Origin of the sequence: Streptomyces liliiviolaceus (genome assembly GCF_018070025.1) — a bacterium.
GTDB lineage: Bacteria > Actinomycetota > Actinomycetes > Streptomycetales > Streptomycetaceae > Streptomyces > Streptomyces liliiviolaceus.
In genome coordinates, this window is the sequence record NZ_JAGPYQ010000001.1 from 4,760,600 (window position 1) to 4,777,207 (window position 16,608).

Sequence of the window (16,608 nt, forward strand, 5' to 3'; positions counted from 1 at the left end):
CGTTGACCATCAGGGTTGGCAGATATATTTCGTAGCTCGATATATGCTCGATGAATGACCAGACAGAATACGCCCTTGACGGAACCGCAGTACTTCATCCTTGCCGCACTCATGGATGGTCCGTTGCACGGTTACGGCATCATCAAGGCTGCCGAGCAGGCCACCGGCGGAAGGCTCCGGATCGCTGTCGGCACTCTCTACGGCGCGCTGGAGCGGATGGAACGGGCCGGGCTGGTGGCCCCCGGCGACGAGGAGATCGTGGACGGACGCGCGCGGCGCTACTACCGGCTCACCGAGGACGGCGCCGAAGCGCTCGGCCGGGAGGCACTCAGGATGCAGCAGGCGGCGGCTGTCGTCATGGGACGCTCGCGGGATGCCGGGGCGGCCCCGGCATGAACCGTCTGCTGCTCGCGGCCTTTCCCGAGCCCTACCGTTCCCGGCAGGGAGAAGAAGTGCTGACCTGCCTGTCCGAGGCGTATCCCGGCCGTTCCTGGCCCCCGCCGCGGGAAGTTGTCGCCCTGACGCGTGCCGGGGTGCAGGCCCGCGCACGTACCGTCGTCGACGACACGGCCCGGCCCTGGTGGCTGGACGGCATCCATCTGACCGCTCTCGTCCTCGCCGCGCTGGCGCTGGTTCCCTACTTGCAGGACGTATGGCATTGGGCCCTGCACATCGATCCCGGCGGGAATGCCATCGCCTTCCCCTTCTCCGGCTGGTACCCGTGGGCGCAAGGTCCCGGCGGCCGGACACGGCTGCTGCCCTACGGGCTGCTTCCGCTGATCTGCCTGATCGCCCTGCTGCGCGGCAGGGCCTGGATCGCACTGCCTGCCGCAGCGGTGATGATCTACGCCGGTGCCACGTTCAACAGCAACACGTTCTTCGGTGACGAGGGCAAGGCGGGCCTGAGCTACTACGGGCTGGGTGCCCCGATAACCGCCCATGACCTGGTGCTCTCGGGGGCACTCTGCGCCGCGTGCGCCGTGCTGGCGCTCTGCCGTCCCAGCCGCCTGCGACGCCGCTCCTACCGCTGGCTGGCCCCCGTCGTACTCGCCATGTTCATTGCCGGGAGCCTGCACATCATCTCCGTCAGTCCGACCTTCCAACGTGGCCTGTTCGTCCTCGAAGCCACCGCGCTGATCGCCGCGTGGGTGGCGACGGCCGCCACCGGCGACCACCGTTGGCTGATCCCCGTCGCGGCGGTAGCGATCGTCCGCACGCAGGCGATCGTCGTCCAGCCGGACGCGTTCATGCAGTCCTTTCCCGACCTGGTCGTCCTCCTCCTGCTGGTCGCCCCCCTCCCCGCCCTGGCGTTCACCGCCCAGCGCCGACAAGGGCAGGCGCTCGCCGAATAGGAGCGGCGCCACGGTGGGCCGGCCGAGCCCGGCGGCCCACGTCGTGCCGCAAAGACGTGCGTGACCGAACTCCCCCGACGGAAGAAAAACCGAGCAATGCCTCAGCACGATTCTCCGATCCTGCCCGCACACCGTCCGGCGTCCTCACAGCAGGCCCCCGAGGCCTCCGACGGCCTCGCCCCGCCGCGTACGGCACGGCCGTGGATGCCGGCTCTGCTGTACACCCTGGGATTCCTGACGGTCTACCTGCTCGCCATCTGTACCCCGTGGGGGCAACGAGCCGAGAACGCCCTGTTCGATCTCAGTGAACTGGGCGGCGAAGCCGCATGGATCTACCCCCTGTCAGGAGCGTCCTACGGCTCGACGCCCCTGCCGCCGATGGAACTGAGCGCCAAGCCCACCCTGATGGTGGGTTTGGCCGTCATCGTGGTCCTCACCCTGGTGCGGCGGTGCTGGCGGCAGGGATGCGCGGCGCTCGGGGTCGTCATTCTCACGACCGGGGGCAAGGAGGTGCTCAAATCGAGCATCCTGCCCCGCCCCGATCTGGTGGGCGCGCCCGAGAATCTTCTTGATCAGGGGTTCCCCAGCGGGCACACGGCCATCCCCGCCGCGCTGACCCTCGCCGCCGTCCTCGTGGTGTCCCCCCGCATCCGCCCGTACGTCGCCACGGCCGGTGTGCTGTGGCTCGCCTGCATCGCCGCCGCCAGCGCGACCATGGGCGGCCATCGGCCCAGCGAAGTACTGGGGGCCGCGCTGTTGGCCTGTGCCTGTTACGGCCTCGCCACCTGGCTGCTGCCGCCGGCCGCCGCGCCAGGCGCCACGCGGAGCTCCCGTGCGCTGTCCGTCATCACCCTGACGCTGGCACTGGCCGTAGCCCTCGTTTCCGGCGCACGGAACGACAGCCTCACCAGGTCTCTGGTCTCCGCGGCGACGGCCTTCATATGTGCGGCCCTGGTCTGGTACGCCGCGGTCGGGCGGCCCGCACTCACCGCACGCCGCGCACGTCCCGCCCTGGACTGACCACCCGGCCGGCTCCGGGCGGGAACCAGCGTCCTGGCACACCGGCGCTCCGACGCCACCGCCCAGTCGTGGAAGCCGTCGACGCCCGAGCGGGGATGCGCTACCGCCCAGCCTGTCCCCCGTACTCCGGGTACTCCGGTCAACAGGCCGGTGTCGCCCGGCGCGGCAACCGACTTCCTATCTCGGTCTCAGACTCACTTCCCGCTGAAGACGGGGAAAGCGCTGTGCTCGCCGTAGTCCACATCACGCAGGTCCCGCAGGGTGTCCATGTCCCCGTCGGAGATCTCGAAGTCGACCTGGGCATTGGAGCGCATGTGGTCGGGGTTCGCCGTCTTGGGCAGCGACACCGTCCCGAGCTGCAGGGTGTAGCGGATGCACAGCTGCGGGACGGACACACCGTATTTCTCCGCCAGCGCCTGGACCTCGGCGTTCCTCAGGATCGCGCCGTGTGCGATCGGCGAGTACGCCTCGACGAGGATCTGCCTGCTCTCGCAATACGCCAGCAGCTCGGAGGGGGTGTTGCCCGCGTGCACGAGCAGCTGGTTCACCTGCGGGGCGACAGTCGCGCCCCGCAGGATGTTCTCCAGGTCGTCCTGCTGGAAGTTGGAGACGCCGATGGACCGGATCTTGCCGGCCTTGTGAGCCTCCTCCAGGGCACGCCACGCCTCCCGGTTTCCCTGGGCGTAGTCACCCCCGCGGAAGTCGTCCCACGGCTGCGGGCTGTGAATCAGCATCAGATCGACGTACTCCAGGCCCAGCTTCTCAAGAGAGCCGTCGATCGCGGCCAGTGCCTGATGGTGGTCCTTGATCTCCGCAGCGAGCTTGGTCGAGACGAACAGTTCCTCACGGGACGCCCCCGAGGTGCGCACGCCCTCGCCGACACCGCGCTCGTTGCCGTACGCCTGAGCGGTGTCGATGTTGCGGTAGCCGATCTCCACGGCTGCCCGGACCGCCTCGGCCGCCTTGTCGTCGTCGACGAACCAGGTGCCGAGACCCAGCTTGGGAATCTCCACGCCGTTGGACAGGGTGTAGGTATCGTCCAGGATGGTCATGCGTTCGCTCCGTTCTTCGGCAGCTCGCCGTACGCCTCGTCGGTGACGGGTTCGAGCCATTCGTTGCTGACGTCTTCACCCGGGGTGATGAAGGCGACGTGGGAGAACCACGAGTCGGCCTTCGCGCCGTGCCAGTGCTTCGTGCCGGCCGGGACACGGATCACCGTTCCCGGCCCCAGGCTGACGGGGTCCTCGCCCTCGGCCTGGTACCAGCCGCTGCCCGCCGTGCACAGCAGGATCTGGTCCCCGCCGCCGGCCGTGCCGTGGTGGATGTGCCAGTTGTTACGGCAGCCCGGCTCGAAAGACACGTTGCTGACAGGGACGCTCCCCGAAGCGAGCGGAGCCAGGTAGCTCTGGCCGACGAAGTACGGGGCGAAGGCGTCGTTCTTCTCGCCGATCGGGAAGATCTGGTCGAATTCGGTGGCGGTCATGTCGTTCGTTCTTTCCTTGTGCTGCTGATTCTGGCCTGGGGTGCTTCTGCTTCTGCTTCTGCTTCTGGTTTGGCCCTAGCGATTGACGTAGGCCATGAGCTCGGCGTTGTAGCGGTCGCCTCTGACACCGACCCGCTGGGCGAGGCCGTCGAGGTCGGCGACCTCGTCCGCGGACAGCGCGACAGCCGTGGCGGCGGTGTTCTCCTTGATGCGTGCCGTGCGGCGGGTGCCGGGGATCGGCACGATCCAGGGCTGCTGCGCGAGCAGCCAGGCCAGGGCGATCTGGCCCGGCGTCGCGCCCTTCGCACCGGCGAGCTGACGTACGTGGTCGACGAGTGCCTGGTTCGCGGCCAGGTTCTCCGCCTCGAAGCGCGGGACCCGGCCGCGGATGTCCCCGTCGGTGAAGGTCGTGGAGGTGTCGACGGTGCCGGTGAGGAAGCCCTTGCCGAGCGGGCTGAAGGGCACGAATCCGATGCCCAGCTCGGCGAGCGCGGGCAGCACCGCCGCCTCGGGATCCCGTGTCCACAGCGAGTACTCGCTCTGGACCGCGGTCACAGGGTGGACGGCGTGTGCGGTGCGGATGGTGGCGGCCGAGGCCTCGGAGAGCCCGAAGTGCCTGACCTTGCCCTCGGCGATCAGCTCACCGACCGTGCCCGCGACGTCCTCGATCGGCACGTCGGGGTCGACGCGGTGCTGGTAGAAGAGGTCGATCGTCTCGGTACGGAGCCGCTTCAGGGACTCCTCCGCGACGCAACGGATCTGCTCGGGGCGGCTGTTGAGGCCGACGCTCCGGCCGTCCTGGATGTGGAATCCGAACTTGGTGGCGATCACGACCTGCTCGCGGATCGGCTCCAGCGCCTCGCCGACCAGTTCCTCGTTGACGTAGGGCCCGTAGACCTCGGCGGTGTCGAAGAAGGTCACGCCCTCATCGACCGCGGAGCGCAGCACTGCGATCATGTCGTCGCGGCTGCCGGGGTTGGGGCCGTAGCTCTGGGACATGCCCATCGCGCCGAGCCCCATGGCGGAGACTTCCAGGCCGTCGTGTCCGAGCGTTCGGGTGTGCATGTTCGGGTCAGCTCCCTTGGATCGTGTCCGGGTACTCGGCGCGGGGCGGCCGCGCGGCGAACGTGGCGGCGAGGTTCGCAAGCAGCTGCAGGCGCTCCTGGCTGGGCGACCCGGGCTCTGCGGTGTAGATGAGGAGGGAGAGGCCGGGCTCGGCGGTCAGCTCAAGACCCTCGTACATCAAGGTGAGGTCGCCGACCTCGTGGTGGTGGAACTCCTTGGTGCCCGATCCGTGGCGACGCACATTGTGTGCTCCCCAGCGGGTACGGAACGCGTCGCTGCACGTGGACAGCTCGCCGACCAGGTCGTGCAACTGCTTGTCCCGCGGATCCCGGCCTGCCTCGGTGCGCAGGATCGACACGGTGACGTCGGCGGCGGCCTCCCAGTCGGGGTAGAACGCCTTGGCCCGCTCGTCGAGGAAGCAGTAGCGCGCCAGGTTCCCTTCGCCGGGCCCGTCGAACACCTCGTCGTAGAAGGCGCGGCCGAGGGTGTTCGTGGCGAGGACGTCCATCCGTCCGTTACGCACGAACGCGGGCCCGGCCACGATCGCGTCCAGCGCCCGGATCAGGCTGTCTCGGGCCACCCACCTTTTCGGCCTGCGCCTGCGCACGGGCTGGGCCGCGCCGTTGGCCGCCCGGGCCAGGTCGAAGAGGTGCTCGCGCTCGGCGTCATCCAGCTGCAGCGCCCGGGCGAGCGACTCAAGGACCGCGTCCGAGACGCCGGCCAGCTGGCCGCGCTCGATCTTGGCGTAGTACTCGGGGCTCACGTCCGCGAGCATCGCCACCTCGCCGCGGCGCAGGCCCGCCACCCTCCGGTGCCCGGAGACCGGCAGCCCGGCCTGTTCGGGCGTGATGTTCGCTCGACGGGACATGAGGAACTCCCGTGCTTCGTTCCTGGCGTCCATGACTCCACGCTAAGGCGCGATTCCACTGTGCGGGATGCCGGAGGGATGCCCTGTCAGTACCCCCTTCACCAGGGACTTCCTCGCCCGGCACGTCAAGCGGTGTCATCGACATCGCTGACTTCGCGCCTTCGACGCTCGACCGACGGAGGTCGACGTGAAAGCCGAGCGCAAGAACCGACGCGGAATGGGAGAGAGCATGGCTGAGAACGCAGACACCGGCGGGACCGGCGGGACCGGCAGGACCGGCTGGACCGGCTGGACCGGCGGAAAGCATGCCTTCGGAGACTTCGCCCCGGGGCTGGTTCATTACACCGACAGGGTCCTCTTCGACGAGGTATGGGAGCGCGAGGACCTGTCCAAGCGGGACCGCAGCCTCGTCACCATCGCCGCTCTGACCGCGCTCGGAAAGATGGACCAGCTGCAGTTCCACCTTGGCTTCGCCCGCCAGAACGGTGTCACCGACGAGGAACTGCAGGAGGCCCTGCTGCACCTGGCTTTCTACGCCGGCTGGCCCAACGGGATGGGGGCGACGGGGGTGCTGAAGCGCATCGTCGACGAGCGGGACTGAGCCGGTGTCCGCGTGCTCGCCACTCTCGATCAACGCTGCGACCTGCGACTTAACTGTCGGTGGTTGTCAGCGTTGGTCGTCGCTGGTCGTCGTTGGTCGTCGTTGGGCGCCGCCGTGGCGTCCTCCCCTCACGAGGTGGCGGTCGACCTGCCTTGACTAAGAGGTCCTAACAAAGGCGTTGTGCGTGCCGGTGGGTGATGAGGCAGGTGGCGAGGCCGAGGAAAGCCTCGTGGATGTCGTCGCGTCGCTCCCAGCGGATCCGCAGGCGGCGGAAGCCGTGCAGCCAGGCAATCGTGCGCTCTACCACCCAGCGCAAAGAGCCCAGGCCGGATCCGTGTTCGACGCCTCGCTCGGCGATGACGGGGCGGATGCCGCGGGCCCAGAGCAGGCGCCGGTACTTTTCGTGGTCGTAGGCCCGGTCTGCGAGCAGGGCATCAGGTCTGCGTCGGGATCGGCCGACGACGCCGGATACCGCTGGGATCTTGTCCAGCAGTGGCAGCAACTGCGTGACGTCGTTGCGGTTTCCGCCGGTCAGCGACACCGCGAGCGGGATGCCCTGGGCGTCGGTGACGACGTGGTGCTTGCTGCCCGGCCGTGCGCGGTCGACCGGGCTGGGCCCGCTTTTGGGCCCCGCCGGGCCGCCCGCACGTGGGAGGAGTCGATCACCGCCCGCGACCAGTCCAGCTTCTTCGCCGCCCGCAGCTTCTTCAGCAGCACCAGATGCAGTGCGTCCCAGACCCCGGCCGCGTTCCAGGCGGCAAGGCGCCGCCAGCACGTCATGCCCGAGCCGAAGCCCAGCTCCTGGGGCAGGTACTCCCACTGGATGCCGGTATGCAGCACGAACAGGATCCCGCACAGCGCCTGCCGGTCCGGCACCCGCGGTCTGCCCTCGACCAGCTTCTGTGCCGGCTCGGGCAGCAACGGCTCAATCAGCGACCACAGTTCATCCGACACGATCCACGGCCGCGACTCACGCTTCGCCACGACAAGACCAACGAACGATCAAGCCGATAGTCACACGATCATCAGCTTCTGTTAGGGCCTCTAAGACGGGCAAGGGCGCGGTCATGGGCACGGCTCAGGAGCAGCAGGGCGCAGGTGGCGCCGATCAGGGCGCAGAACATGTCCCACTGGGTGTCCCAGACGTCTCCCTGCGTGCCCAGGAAAGCGTCCGAGGCCTCGCCTCCGGTGACCGCCGCGAGCCATTCCAGCATCTCGAACACGGCGCTGAAGGCGAGGCAGGCGCAGACCGTGAGCGGGGCGAGCCAGCGGTTGCCGCGCAGCGGGGATGTGCGGACGAGGAGTTCGCGTACCAGGATGGCCGGGACGAAGCCCTGCATGAGGTGGCCGAAGCGGTCGTAGGGGTTGCGGTCCCATCCGAGCCAGTCGCGCACCCAGTCCCCTGCGGGCACCTCCGCGTAGGTGTAGTGGCCTCCCACGATGAGGACCAGGGCGTGCGCCGCCAGCAGAGCGCACAGCAGACCGCTCAGCGGGAAGCGGTGGCGCAGCAGGATCGCCAGCGGCAGGCCCGCCATCACCCACACCGTCTCCAGCAGCCAGGTCGTCGGATCGGCCGCGCCGAACCTCGACACGACGAGCGCCGCGGTCACCGCGACGGCCAGGGCTGCCGGCAGACGACGCCGGGGCGGCAACCCCGCATCCAGCGTCGGAGCGGGGGCGGGGTGGATGGCGGTCATGGACTGCTCCTCGTATTCAGGGCGGGCCCTCACTATCGGGCCAGCCCACGAGCGCTTTCATGAGTACGTGTACTCAGACCACCGCGTTGCACCGCCCCGGTCGGAGTGAGTGATGGCGGAAGGCAATCGGTGCGGGAGGCGGCGCGCCCTCTTCCACGGCCTCGGCGTGGGAGCGTTGTTGCCCCTGCCGGGAGACAACGTACGAAAGCCGACGCATACGGTGCCGGGTCCTCTTCTTTTGCCTGGACGTCCGAGGGATTCAACGACTCGGGCGAGGAGACTGGCGTCCGTTCGATCGCCCACACGCTGTTCCTCGGCAAGGAGCATCTCGCTCCGTTCGCCATCACAGAGGTTGGGATCCCCGCGCAGACCGCGCGGACATCGCGTCGTTCGGAACCGCCGTATCCCTGCGCAGACAGGACGACGCAGCTGCCAACGGCACGGCGTTCGCTTGCTTCATCGACATCACAGCGGGTAACAGAGCGGTCTACGGGGAGATCTGGAGGGCGCAGAATGTCGGGCAGCAAACAGCAGATCGCACTGGTCACGCCGGTGGCCGCAGAGGTTCAGCAAGAAGCTCATGCCTTCGTGGCGGACGGGCGCGAGGCCAAGGCCGTGAAATGCCTGCGCAAGGCAACCGGTCTCGGCCTGCCCGAAGCGCAGGCTGCACTCCAACTGCTCCGCTCCGGCAAGGCTCTGCCTGTCGACTACCCCCAGGCTCTGGAAAACCTGGAGGCACTGGACTCGGACCTGATGGGCGAGTTGGCCTCTCTGCTCGCCGAGGGCCACAGCGTGAAAGCCGTCAAAGTGCTACGCGAACGTATGGACCTCAGCTTGACCAGCGGCTACCGCCTGGTCAAACAGCTGGAGGATCGCGAAGCCAGCTGATTCAGTCCAGCGCAAACGTAGCCGTGCGCCTGGAACAGCCCCGTGCCGCAGGCATCCCCAGACCCCGGCCCGGGAGCGGTCCGACGGCAAGGACCCGCTCAACGACCGGTACGTGCGCATCAGCCGGTGAGGGTCTGGGTCCCTATCACCGACAGGAGTGCGAGGCGTTCGGCGTCCTCGGTGCCGGGCTTGGCGGTGTAGACCATGATCCGCAGATGATTCCCAGCGACGTGGAGGACGTCGCAGTCCAGGGTGAGCGTGCCGACGGTGGGATGGTCGATGGTCTTGCGGCTCGACTGGTGCTCGGCGCTCACGCCGGACTGCCAGAGTTCGCCGAACAGAGCGCTACGGCGCTGCAGTTGGACGACCAGGTCGGTGAGTGCGGCGTCCTGCGGATACAGGGCGCTGGTGCGGCGGAGGTCGGCGGCCAGCAGCCGCTGCAGTGCCCCGTTGGACTCCGGGGTCTGGCGCACGCGCGTGGTGGAGGTGACGAACGCTCGCCACGCGGCGTTGAGGTCCGGCCCGGACCACGCTCCTATCAGCGCGGTGTACAGCGGGTTGGCCAGCAGCTGGGTCCACGTGGCGTCGTAGACCGCGACGGGCGTGGAGTCCAGGCGGTCCAGGATGCGGTGGACGCCGGGGGTGATGTGACGGGGCACGGTGCCAGGTCCGGGCACGGCGAGGCCGGCGAGCCGGAACAGGTGCTCGCGTTCACCGTTCTCCAGCCGCAGGGCGCGGGCGAGCGATTCGATGATCTGCGGGGAGGGGTTGCGAGCGCGTCCCTGTTCGAGGCGGATGATGTAGTCCGCGGAGATCCCGGCGAGCTGGGACAGCTCTTCGCGCCGCAGTCCGGGGGTACGCCTGCGGCCACCGCCGGGAAGTCCGGCTTGGTCAGGGGTGACTCGGTTGCGCCAGGCCTGCAGGGCTCCGCCGAGTTCGGTGGTGGGCATATCGCCATAGTGACAGAGAGCGCTTTTATCTAGCCTGGTACTGGTAATCCCAGGAAAGCGGGTCTACTGCCTATTCATCCGAATAGTGAGGACGCTGGGTTTCGTGAACGGAACCACAGCGCCCAAGAACACTCCCGTCGTCGGGTTCATCGGCCTGGGCGACCAGGGTCTGCCGATGGCCAGCGCCGTGGCGGAAGCCGGCTTCGCCCTGCGGGTCTGGGCTCGGCGCCCCGCCTCCCTGGAGCCCCTGGCAGGGATCCCGCACCAGGCGGCGGACTCGGTGGAGGACTTGGCGGCCTCGTGTGACGTCGTCGCCCTGTGCGTGGGCACGGACGAGGACGTCGAGCGGCTCATCGCCCAGATGCTGCCGCACCTGCGCAGCGGGGCCATCGTCGTCAACCACGGCACCGGCGTCCCGGCCATCGCCACCCGTCTGGCCGAGCAGTGCGTGGCCCGGCAGGTCGCGGTGCTGGACGCGCCGGTCAGCGGCGGCCGTACGGCGGCCGAGAAGAAGCGGCTGACCTGCATGGTCGGCGGGCCCGACGCGGCGTTCGAGCAGTGCCGCCCGGTGTTCGAGGCGTTCTCCGCGCACGTCGTGCACCTCGGGCAGACCGGTGCGGGGCAGACGGCGAAGCTGTTCAACAACGCGCTGTTGATGCTCAACCAGCGTTCCATCGCCGACATCATCGCCCTTGTCGACCAGCTGGATCTTGACCTCCTCTCGCTGCTGGACGTGCTCAAACTCGCCAGCGGCGCCAGCGCCGCGCTGAGCCTGCTGAACACCATGGTCCGGACCGACAACGTCGAGCACCTGTCCAAGGTGGAAGCGCTGGACATGGAGTTGTTCGACCAGGCCATGCGCGATGCCGGCATCCGAGCCGAGGAGGTCACCGAGCGGGGCCTGTCCGGGGCCCGCAGCCTGCCCGCGCTACTGACACGCCTCAACGGCTGAGGCCGGCATGAAAAGCATCAGCGCCGTACACCGGGTGGGCCCGCCCGCCGTCCACGTGGCGGGCGACCGCGCGTTGGCCGAACTGGCCCACTACCAGCCCCCCACTACCAGCCCCCCCTACCGGTTCCAGTCCTGGTTCCTCGACCGCCAGGGCTACCCCCCCGGACGGCGACAACCTGGGCGCCGACCAGCCCGACCGCGTCGCCGCGCAATACCGCAGCGAGTTCGCCTGGCTGCACCGCACCCCCACCGACCCGGCCGCCTGAGCCGAGTCTTCGAAAGGACTCTCATGACCAAGCTCGCACTCGTCACCGGCGCGACCTCCGGCATCGGCAAGGCGTTCGCGGAGCGCTTCGCCGCCGACGGCTACGACCTGATCATCGTCGGCCGCCGCCAGGAGCGCCTCCAGGAGTTCGCCTCCGCCCACCCCGACACCACCGTGCGCACCGTCACCGCCGACCTGGCCACCACCGAGGGCATCAACACCCTCGCGGAGATCTGCGCCACCGAGCCGCTGGACATGCTCGTCAACAACGCCGGCGTCTCCCACTACATGCCGCTGGCCGACCTGCCCGCCGACAAGGCCCAGGAGCTCGTCAGCGTCAAGGTCCTCGCCCCCACCCAGCTCATGCGCGCCGCGGTGGGCCCCATGCAGCAGCGCGGAACGGGCACCATCCTCAACGTCGCCGGCATGATCGCCTTCTCCGGCCCCGCCGACAGCAGCGTCATGCCCCGCCGCGCCGTGTACGCCGGGACGCTGGCCTACCTGGTCGCCATGACCCAGACCCTCGCAGCCGAGGTCGAGGGCTCCGGCGTCACCGTCGGGGTGGTCTGCCCGGGCGTTGTGGCCACCGAGTTCCACTCCTCGCAGGGCCTGGACATGAGCGCCGTTCCCCGCATGAGCGCCGACGACCTCGTCACCGGCGCCCTACGCGGCCTGGACCTGGGCGAGATCGTCAGCGCCCCCGGCGTCGAGGACCACCAGCTCCTCCAGGACGTGTTCACCGCCGACCTCGCCGCCTTCAGCGGCCAGTCTCCGGCTCTCGCCACCCGCTACACCAAGTAACAGCACCATCCGGCCCGTTGGCTGGAGAGCGCGCAGCGCCACCGCGCGCCACCGGTTACCGGCTCCCTCCTCGCTGGACCAGGGAAACGGGGGTCCCCCACATCCAGCGAATGCCGTCACGACTGCGATGGCACCGTTTTGCAGAAAACCGAGAACATCACTGTTCGCGCCGGGCCTGAGCGCCATCGGCGCCCTTGGCTGAAAGGTAGATCCCGTGGATCTCTCCAACCGCACCGTGCTCATCGTCGGCGGAACCTCAGGCATCGGGCGAGAACTGGCCCGGCGGTTCGCTGCGGCAGGCAGCACCGTGGCCGTTGGCGGCCGCAGTCCAGAGGCACTCTCGAAACTCGCCGGGGAAGGTTTCGGCACGTTCGATATCGACGTCACGGACAGTACCTCCGTCGCGTCCGCTCGTGATGCCGTGCTCGCCCGCTACCCCGAGCTGGACACCGTAGTGACCATGTCGGGGGTCATGCTCCCGGAGGACCTTCGCCACCCGGCGCACTTCGAGGTGGCAGAGACGACGATCGACACCAACCTGCTCGGCACCATCCGAGTCATCGACGCCTTCACCCCCCACCTGGTCCAGCGGGGCACCGGCACCTTCATCACCGTCACCTCCGGAATCGCCTTCCTGCCGTTCCCGCCCATGCCCAGTTACGCCGCCTCGAAGGCCGCAGTGCACGCCTACTCCGAGGCACTGCGCGCGCAGCTCGACGGCACCGGTGTCGGGGTCGTCGAGCTCGTTCCCCCGGCCGTCGCCACAGCAAGCCAGGAAATGGTCAACCCGCACGCGCTGCCGCTCGACGACTTCGCCACCGAGGTCATGCACCTGCTCTCGGAGAACCCCACCCCTCACGAAATCCTCGTGAAGGGCGTCCTCATGCACCGCTGGGCCGAACGCGACGGCACCTACGACGACCTCGTCGCACAGCGCTCCCAGGCCCTGGCCATGCTCCCCGGCCGCGAAGGCTGACGCTTCTCCCCCACCGACAGCCTCCTCGCTCATCGCCACCCGCACCCCGCAAGCCCTCACCGGCCAACGATTGAAGGAGGCGGGGATCAGTCTGGGTCCGGTCGAGGGCGTTGATGGCCTGGGTGGTGATGTGCTCCAGGACCGAGTCGCCTTGGCGTACGAGGCTGTCGGCCTTCGGAGTGCGAGGAATGGCCCGGGTGCGCCGGTCGTGGCTGCCGGTACGAACGGTGGTCATCCTTTTCCTGCGCAGTCGGCTGAGAGGTCGGCTGGTGAACGACTCACCCGTGCCAAGACCCATCACGCCGAACGCCGCGATGCTGCCAACAGCTACGTACTGCCGGAAGCCGTCGTCGAACTGGGTGTCGTGCACATCAGGCCCACCGGCTAGCCCCGAGCGACTTCAGCGGTGTGCGCGGGGGTGTAGCGCTCGCCCGTCACCTGGTCGCTCAGCGGGTCCAGCGCGGCCAGCGCCTCGGCATCCAGGGTGAGATCCAGTGCGGCCGCGTTCTGCTCCAGCCGGGCCGGGCTGCGGGTGCCCGGAATGGTTGCCACCGCCACCCCGATCCGCTCGGCCTGGGCGTACACCCAGGCCAGCGCCACCTGCGCCGGAGTGGCACCCAGCCGGTCGGCCACCTCGCGCACGGTCCGCGCGATCTTCTCGTTGGCCTCGCCCGCTTCGCCGGCGAAGCGGGGGTTGGTGCGCCGGAAGTCCTTCTCGCCCAGTGCGGAGCGGTCCAGGGTGCCGGTCAGGAACCCCCGCCCCAGCGGCGAGTACGGCACCAGCCCGACCCCCAGATCGGCCATCACCGGGGTGACCGCCTCGACGTCGCGGGTCCACAGCGAGTACTCGCTCTGCACCGCTGCGATCGGGTGGACCGCGTGCGCCCGGCGCAGCAGTTCGCCGTCGACCTCGGACAGGCCCAGATGGCGGACCTTGCCCGCCTCGACGAGCTCGGCCATCGCCCCGACGGTCTCCTCGATCTCCACGTCCTGGGGCGGGCGGTGGGCGTAGTACAGGTCGATCACCTCGACGCCCAACCGCAGCAGCGAGGCGTCGCAGGAGCGCAGCACGTAGTCCCGGGCACCGCGGATGCGGCGTGCCCGGTCGCCGGCGCTGCGGTCGATGCCGAACTTGGTGGCCAACTGCACCTGGTCCCGGCGGCCGTGGACGGCGCGGCCCACCAGCACCTCGTTGTGCCCGGTGCCGTAGGCGTCGGCAGTGTCCAGGAACGTGATGCCCAACTCCAGGGCCCGGTCGATGGTGGCCAGGCCGCCATCCCAGTCAGCGGCGCCATAGCTCTCGCTCATCCCCATGCACCCCAGGCCCATCGCGCTGACGGTGAGACCGGGCGAGCCGAGCGTGGTTCGGGTGATCATGCGCGGATACTCCTCCTGCCCGACGGACCGGGCGGTACCTCAAGGGCTGACGAACGCCTCCGACGCTAGGATTTGGAGCGCGCTCGAAGTCAAGCCCGAGGACCGGGTCCTCACCGCCGGAGCGCGCAGCCGCTCCAGCTCCGAGACCCGTCTGCCTTTCTGTAGTCGACCGTGAATGCGTTCCGGCCATGCGCCGTCACCGGACGGCCCGCCCATTTTCGTGCTCTGCGCCGCCCTGCGGACGGTGATGGCCCTCACCACGCTCCACACGCGGCAGTTCTGACACAGCGATACGCCGTGAACGGCCACGTCCACTTGCCCGGAAAGGAGCTGTTGCCAGGCGCATATGCGCCTCTATCCTGGGAGCAGTCCGTGGACCGACGACGATCCGTTGCTACGGTGTCGTGGTTCGACGATCACTCGGGCCCAAGGGGCGCCCTTACGTCAGCGGCTGTCCTGCGGGGCTCGGATCCCGCCCTTCTCGGCGCCGCGCGGGAACCATCACCGCCCCCAGTTCCGGCCCTCCAAAGGGCGGTCTTCGCTTCCCTTCACCGGTGCACGGCCCTTGGGAAATGTCTGCGATGTCGACCTCCTTCGGCGACGACCTCCTCCTCATCCATCCCCTGATACTCGAACCTGGCATCAAGCTCTACGGCCAGGTCATGGGTGCCCACAAGATCCCCCTCAACCTGGCCCTTCTCGCCTGCCGCCGTCAGGCAAGCGACATCACCGTCGACCTCACCCACGTCGACTACCTCTCGCAGAGCGCCCTGGAGACGCTGGTCGGCGCCGCCCGCACCCTGCCCGCCCCCGCACATCTGACCCTGCGCGCCCAACCCCGCCTCGGCCTGGCCCAACGCCTGGCCGACCACGGCTGGCACCAGACCCAAAGCCTGCACCTCGCTGCCGCCTGAACCACCAGGGTGTCTACCGCAGCCACGCACCTCATCACCTCACACGAGGTGGCGATCTCCCAGTGCCCAGACTCCGCACCGGCGAACCCGTCCTGCCCGGCCGCCCCACGCGAAGGCCGTCCAGGACGGGTTCGCCACAGCCCTGCATCGCATCATGTCCTTTGACCGCGGCCGTCGTTGAACCGGAACGAACGCAGAAGGCTCCGCGAGGCCGGGACAAGCCTTCGCGCAGCTGGCGTGTTCACACGGCTGCATTGCTCCTGATGACAGGGTTCAGAAACGGAGTTGCCTCCGTGCCGGAGGGCAGGAGGCAACTCGGTGGTGGATCAAGGACGGGGTGTCCCTTGTGGATCAGTCCTACGGGGCGATGGCGTTCAGCATCGCCGAGGTGACGTGGTCGGCGGCGTTGAGGTGGCCCTTGGCGTTGGGGTGTACGAGAGCAGGCCTGTTGTCGCTGTCGAGGATGCCCTCGACCCACTCGCCGGCGTCACAGACGCTGTGCTGGGCGGAGGAGTTGTAGAGGTCGACGAAAGTGGCGGAGTCCTGGGTGCCGGCCGACTTCTCGATGACCTTGTTGAGGGGCTCCAGGACGTCCTGGCGGAGCCAGTCCAGGTCGCCGGGGGTGATCGAGAAGAACTGGTGGATGTCGTTGTACCGGCACTTGGAGGTGTCTTCGGGGATGACCGTGGGGTAGCCGACGGCCAGGATCTTGGCGTGGGGGCCCTTCTCGTGGAGCTTGGCGAGCATCTGGTCGTAGTCGGTGCTCACCTTGGTCAGCCTGGCGGGGATGTCGGCGGCCAGTTCGTCCTTGCACGGCGTGCCGACGCCACCGCTGCCTTCACCCAGTTGCAGACACTTGAAGAGGATCTCGCCGAACCCGAGGGTGTTGCCGCCCACGCCGACGGTGATCACGTCGGTGCCGGACTTGACCGCGTCGGACTGGGGAGGCACCGGCGGGAAGGGAGCATCCGGGTCGGGCTGGCCCGGCATGCTCCGGCCGATCGGCTGCTGCGCGTTGAAGGTGACGTCCTCGATCGTGGCGGCGCCGCAGCTGACGTTGGTCAGCTCGAAGAACGAGCCGAGGTCCCGGTCGATGACCTGCGGATAGGACCGGTCGGTGCGCTCGCAGCCGTCGCGGGGAATCTCGAAGATGTCTCCCGCAGCCGGAATGACCCCGGCGGTGTAGGAGTCGCCCAGGGCGACCCAGTCGTAGTCCGCCGCGGCGGCGGGCTGCGCCCCGACGAGCTGTGCGGGAGCGAGCGCGCCGGCGGCGAAAGCCGCAGCCGAGCCGAGCAGGGCCAAACGCGTACGGAACCTTGCCACGAATCCTCCAGGGACACGGTGTTGGCGACTCCTCGATACTACGAAGACTGTAACTTTCCGCACTAGATCCAATACG

Annotated in this window: 17 protein-coding genes and 1 pseudogene; 9 read left to right on the forward strand and 9 right to left on the reverse strand. The window is 68.8% G+C overall.

Annotated elements, in window-relative coordinates:
- The first annotated feature begins 54 nt into the window (after positions 1-54).
- From J8N05_RS20840 to J8N05_RS20850, 3 genes are all read left to right on the forward strand, one after another.
- Positions 55-396: a PadR family transcriptional regulator gene (locus tag J8N05_RS20840; RefSeq protein ID WP_210884851.1), complete on the forward strand. Its 342-nt coding sequence runs from the start codon at positions 55-57 to the stop codon at positions 394-396.
- Entirely contained in the window at positions 393-1,352 is a 960-nt protein-coding gene (locus tag J8N05_RS20845; RefSeq protein ID WP_210884852.1) for a hypothetical protein, read from the forward strand. Before J8N05_RS20840 ends, J8N05_RS20845 begins: the two co-directional genes overlap by 4 nt.
- Before the next feature lie 96 nt (positions 1,353-1,448).
- Complete coding sequence (locus J8N05_RS20850; RefSeq protein WP_210884853.1) at positions 1,449-2,372, forward strand: phosphatase PAP2 family protein; 924 nt, start codon at positions 1,449-1,451, stop codon at positions 2,370-2,372.
- Positions 2,373-2,566: 194 nt separating this feature from the next.
- Here J8N05_RS20850 and J8N05_RS20855 read toward each other — a convergent pair whose 3' ends face one another.
- From J8N05_RS20855 to J8N05_RS20870, 4 genes are all read right to left on the reverse strand, one after another.
- Entirely contained in the window at positions 2,567-3,424 is an 858-nt protein-coding gene (locus tag J8N05_RS20855) for an aldo/keto reductase (protein WP_210884854.1), read from the reverse strand.
- A complete protein-coding gene (locus J8N05_RS20860; RefSeq protein ID WP_210884856.1) occupies positions 3,421-3,855 on the reverse strand; it encodes a cupin domain-containing protein in 435 nt (144 codons plus the stop codon). Before J8N05_RS20860 ends, J8N05_RS20855 begins: the two co-directional genes overlap by 4 nt.
- 75 nt (positions 3,856-3,930) lie before the next feature.
- Entirely contained in the window at positions 3,931-4,920 is a 990-nt protein-coding gene (locus tag J8N05_RS20865; RefSeq protein WP_210884858.1) for an aldo/keto reductase, read from the reverse strand.
- Positions 4,921-4,927: 7 nt separating this feature from the next.
- Positions 4,928-5,821 carry a helix-turn-helix transcriptional regulator gene (locus J8N05_RS20870; RefSeq protein ID WP_210884860.1) on the reverse strand — a complete coding sequence of 298 codons (894 nt, stop codon included), beginning with the start codon at positions 5,819-5,821 and terminating at the stop codon, positions 4,928-4,930.
- Between the two features lie 196 nt (positions 5,822-6,017).
- Here J8N05_RS20870 and J8N05_RS20875 point away from each other — a divergent pair, with 196 nt between their 5' ends.
- A complete protein-coding gene (locus J8N05_RS20875) occupies positions 6,018-6,389 on the forward strand; it encodes a carboxymuconolactone decarboxylase family protein (protein ID WP_210884862.1) in 372 nt (123 codons plus the stop codon).
- Positions 6,390-6,555: 166 nt separating this feature from the next.
- Here J8N05_RS20875 and J8N05_RS20880 read toward each other — a convergent pair.
- Positions 6,556-7,373: pseudogene (locus tag J8N05_RS20880) on the reverse strand (IS5 family transposase).
- 41 nt (positions 7,374-7,414) lie between these two features.
- The gene (locus tag J8N05_RS20885; protein WP_210884864.1) at positions 7,415-8,086 is read right to left on the reverse strand and encodes a DUF2238 domain-containing protein; all 672 of its coding nucleotides are present in this window, start codon (positions 8,084-8,086) and stop codon (positions 7,415-7,417) included.
- A 513-nt stretch (positions 8,087-8,599) separates the two neighbouring features.
- Here J8N05_RS20885 and J8N05_RS20890 point away from each other — a divergent pair.
- On the forward strand, positions 8,600-8,974 hold the full coding sequence (locus J8N05_RS20890) for a hypothetical protein (RefSeq protein WP_210884866.1): 375 nt from the start codon (positions 8,600-8,602) through the stop codon (positions 8,972-8,974).
- A gap of 119 nt (positions 8,975-9,093) precedes the next feature.
- Here J8N05_RS20890 and J8N05_RS20895 read toward each other — a convergent pair whose 3' ends face one another.
- Complete coding sequence (locus J8N05_RS20895) at positions 9,094-9,924, reverse strand: helix-turn-helix transcriptional regulator (protein ID WP_210884868.1); 831 nt, start codon at positions 9,922-9,924, stop codon at positions 9,094-9,096.
- A gap of 103 nt (positions 9,925-10,027) precedes the next feature.
- Between J8N05_RS20895 and J8N05_RS20900 the strand changes: the two genes are divergently transcribed.
- The 3 genes from J8N05_RS20900 (at position 10,028) to J8N05_RS20910 (ending at position 12,918) form a co-directional block, all read left to right on the forward strand.
- The gene (locus tag J8N05_RS20900; RefSeq protein ID WP_247706371.1) at positions 10,028-10,876 is read left to right on the forward strand and encodes an NAD(P)-dependent oxidoreductase; all 849 of its coding nucleotides are present in this window, start codon (positions 10,028-10,030) and stop codon (positions 10,874-10,876) included.
- A 289-nt stretch (positions 10,877-11,165) separates the two neighbouring features.
- Positions 11,166-11,942, forward strand: a complete 777-nt coding sequence (locus J8N05_RS20905) for an SDR family NAD(P)-dependent oxidoreductase (protein WP_210884871.1) — start codon at positions 11,166-11,168, stop codon at positions 11,940-11,942.
- Between the two features lie 214 nt (positions 11,943-12,156).
- A complete protein-coding gene (locus J8N05_RS20910) occupies positions 12,157-12,918 on the forward strand; it encodes an SDR family oxidoreductase (protein WP_210884873.1) in 762 nt (253 codons plus the stop codon).
- Positions 12,919-13,302: 384 nt separating this feature from the next.
- Here the strand turns inward: J8N05_RS20910 and J8N05_RS20915 are convergent, their stop codons facing one another.
- Positions 13,303-14,295 carry an aldo/keto reductase gene (locus J8N05_RS20915; RefSeq protein WP_210884875.1) on the reverse strand — a complete coding sequence of 331 codons (993 nt, stop codon included), beginning with the start codon at positions 14,293-14,295 and terminating at the stop codon, positions 13,303-13,305.
- Between the two features lie 581 nt (positions 14,296-14,876).
- On the opposite strand from J8N05_RS20915, the gene J8N05_RS20920 reads away from it, so the two are divergent.
- Positions 14,877-15,209 (forward strand): hypothetical protein, encoded by a 333-nt coding sequence (locus J8N05_RS20920; protein WP_210884877.1) that lies wholly within the window; start codon positions 14,877-14,879, stop codon positions 15,207-15,209.
- Positions 15,210-15,566: 357 nt separating this feature from the next.
- Here the strand turns inward: J8N05_RS20920 and J8N05_RS20925 are convergent, their stop codons facing one another.
- A complete protein-coding gene (locus J8N05_RS20925) occupies positions 15,567-16,532 on the reverse strand; it encodes an SGNH/GDSL hydrolase family protein (RefSeq protein ID WP_210884879.1) in 966 nt (321 codons plus the stop codon).
- Between the last annotated feature and the right edge of the window lie 76 nt (positions 16,533-16,608).